The organism is Phytobacter massiliensis JC163, assembly GCF_000321045.1.
In the GTDB taxonomy this organism is placed as follows: domain Bacteria; phylum Pseudomonadota; class Gammaproteobacteria; order Enterobacterales; family Enterobacteriaceae; genus Phytobacter_A; species Phytobacter_A massiliensis.
On sequence record NZ_HE578945.1, the window covers coordinates 865,580 to 868,266 of the forward strand.

At 56.4% G+C, this 2,687-nt stretch carries 4 protein-coding genes; all 4 read left to right on the plus strand.

From position 1 onward, the window contains the following. On the plus strand, window positions 1-864 hold an 864-nt coding region (gene tssC, locus ENTHG_RS04370; RefSeq protein WP_044174098.1), incomplete at its 5' end, for a type VI secretion system contractile sheath large subunit. Window positions 865-941: 77 nt separating this feature from the next. After that, window positions 942-1,370, plus strand: coding sequence for a Rap1a/Tai family immunity protein (locus tag ENTHG_RS25760; RefSeq protein WP_044174108.1), 429 nt, complete (start codon window positions 942-944; stop codon window positions 1,368-1,370). Between the two features lie 222 nt (window positions 1,371-1,592). Beyond that, window positions 1,593-2,075: an Hcp family type VI secretion system effector gene (locus ENTHG_RS04380; RefSeq protein ID WP_044174118.1), complete on the plus strand. Its 483-nt coding sequence runs from the start codon at window positions 1,593-1,595 to the stop codon at window positions 2,073-2,075. A 220-nt stretch (window positions 2,076-2,295) separates the two neighbouring features. Next, the coding region (locus tag ENTHG_RS04385) for an FHA domain-containing protein (RefSeq protein WP_044174128.1) at window positions 2,296-2,687 on the plus strand (392 nt) is incomplete at its 3' end.

Genomic DNA, 2,687 nt, shown 5'->3' on the forward strand with positions numbered 1-2,687 from the left:
CGCGATCTGACCAAAATCTTCCAGAACACGGAGTACGCCGCCTGGCGTTCCCTGCGTGAGTCGGAAGATGCCCGCTATCTGGGGATGGTGATGCCGCGCTTCCTGTCGCGCCTGCCGTACGGCATTCGCACCAATCCGGTGGACAGCTTCGATTTTGAAGAGGACACCGACGGCGCCAGCCACAGCAACTACACCTGGGCCAACGCCGCCTACGCGATGGCGACCAACATCAACCGCTCTTTCAAAGAGTTCGGCTGGTGCACCTCCATCCGTGGCGTTGAGTCCGGCGGGGCGGTGGAAAACCTGCCGTGCCACACCTTCCCCAGCGACGACGGCGGCGTGGACATGAAATGTCCTACTGAAATCGCCATCAGCGACCGCCGCGAAGCGGAGCTGGCGAAAAACGGCTTTATGCCGCTGATTCATCGCAAAAACTCTGACTTCGCCGCCTTTATCGGCGCGCAGTCGCTGCAAAAGCCGACGGAGTACCACGACGCCGACGCCACCGCCAACGCCCGTCTGGCCGCGCGCCTGCCGTACCTCTTCGCCTGCTGCCGTTTCGCCCACTATCTGAAATGCATTGTGCGCGACAAAATCGGCTCCTTCCGCGAGCGCGATGAGATGGAACGCTGGCTTAACGACTGGGTAATGAACTATGTCGATGGCGACCCGGCTAACTCCTCTCAGGAGACCAAAGCGCGTAAACCGCTGGCCGCTGCCGAAGTGCAGGTGCAGGAGATCGAGGACAACCCCGGCTACTACACCGCGAAGTTCTTCCTGCGTCCGCACTACCAGCTGGAAGGGCTGACCGTCTCGCTGCGGCTGGTATCGAAACTGCCGTCGCTGAAAACAAAAGAAGCGTAATCCGGACACGCGCAAACGCATCCGGATCAAACATAGCCCGGATAAGCGTCAGCGCATCAGGGTGAAATGAGAGAAAGATGAAAGGACATTACGCCGCCTTGAGTTTGCTGTGGATCTGTACTGCGGGAATGGTCAACGCCGAAACCTATGACTACCCGCGGGCCGATCCGCTGCCGCAGGATAGCACCAGCAATTTGCTGCGCGATCCTGCGCTGCTTACCGGTTACGACGTCAATATGAGCAGCGAACGCTTCGCTCAGGCCTGGCTGTCGAAAACCAACGAGCGCGAGCGCATCAAGGCAGAGATGTATTTCCTTGGCGTCATGGACGCAACGGAAGGTAAAGCATGGTGCAGCTATCAGCGTCTGCTGCCTCCTTCCGCCCATGAACAACTCTATTCCCGCTTTGCGCACTTAAAGCCTGAGGAGCGCAACACGCGCGCCTCAGCGCTGATAGTCGCAGCGCTGGCCGAAACCTTGCCGTGTCAGACGGCGAAGGAAAAATGAAGCCGCTAGCGGATTTGAACCACTTAGCATAGCCACACAGCAGTGAGCTTAGCGCTCTCTGTAGAGAGCGCGAGGCATATCCGCCAGGGTCATGATGGCGGATATGAGGGAGAGGTAAAATATGGACGGTATATGCTGGCCCCATATTTACCCATTTGAGAAATGACAGGTATATACGCGCTTTTTAAAAGCAATATTCATCATTAACGAAGAGTAAATATTATGGCTATTGATATGTTTCTGAAGGTCGATGGCGTTACGGGCGAATCAAAAGATTCGAACCACACCGGCTGGACTGATATCACTTCTTTTTCCTGGGGCGCTTCACAACCCGGAAATATGAGCGTTGGCGGTGGCGGCGGTGCCGGTAAAGTCAATTTCAACGACCTGCATATTAACGCGCTGATTGATAAATCAACCACCGCGATCCTGAAACACTGCTCCAGCGGTAAGCACCTGGGCAAAGTTGAACTGTCAGTCTGCAAAGCAGGCGGTCAGCAGGTGGAATATGCCCGCATTACGCTGGAAGACGTGCTGGTGACTTCCGTGCAGTACACCGGTGCCGACAATGGCGACACCGTAGGTGTGACCTACGCCTTCCAGGCGGCGAAAGTGAAACAGCAGTACTGGGAGCAGTCTTCTTCCGGTGGTAAAGGCGCGGAAACCAGCGCTGGCTGGAACATCAAAGAAAACAAAGAAGCGTAATCGTTCGGGTAATGAGCAAACCTTGCTCAGTACGCTGCGAACACCCCGGATGCGGCTTTGCCTTATCCGGGCTACGCTTTGTAGCGCAGCCGGGAAACACGGTTTGTCATTACTCCGCGTAAACGTTTTAAGCGTTTCAGCAGCAGGCCAGAGGCTATCCTCTGGCCTGAAAAACGCAGGGACGCGGTTTTAGCGCACATCACTCCAGCAGGAATACGCTATGCGATTCACAATAGTTTCCAATAAACCAGGACATCAACCTCCGCAAAGCCGCTGCGATTTTTATCCGCCGGGGGGCACTATCGGGCGTGGCACCGACAATAATCTGGTATTGCCGGACAACGAGCGGGCCATTTCGCGCCTGCAGGCCATCGTACACATTGCCGGAAACGGCGAATGCCGCATTACTAACCGTGGCAACGTGACCCGCGTGGTGCTAAATGATATCCCGCTGGAACGCGGTCGCCAGGTTGAATTGCAGGATGGCGATGTGCTGGACATCGACGAATACCGAATTGAAGTGACCGACTTAATTCTCGACACCCAGCCGGTAAGCCGGATGGCGGCGAACGTGCAGGCGGGGCTGACCCCCGACCCCACGCCAACGCAGAA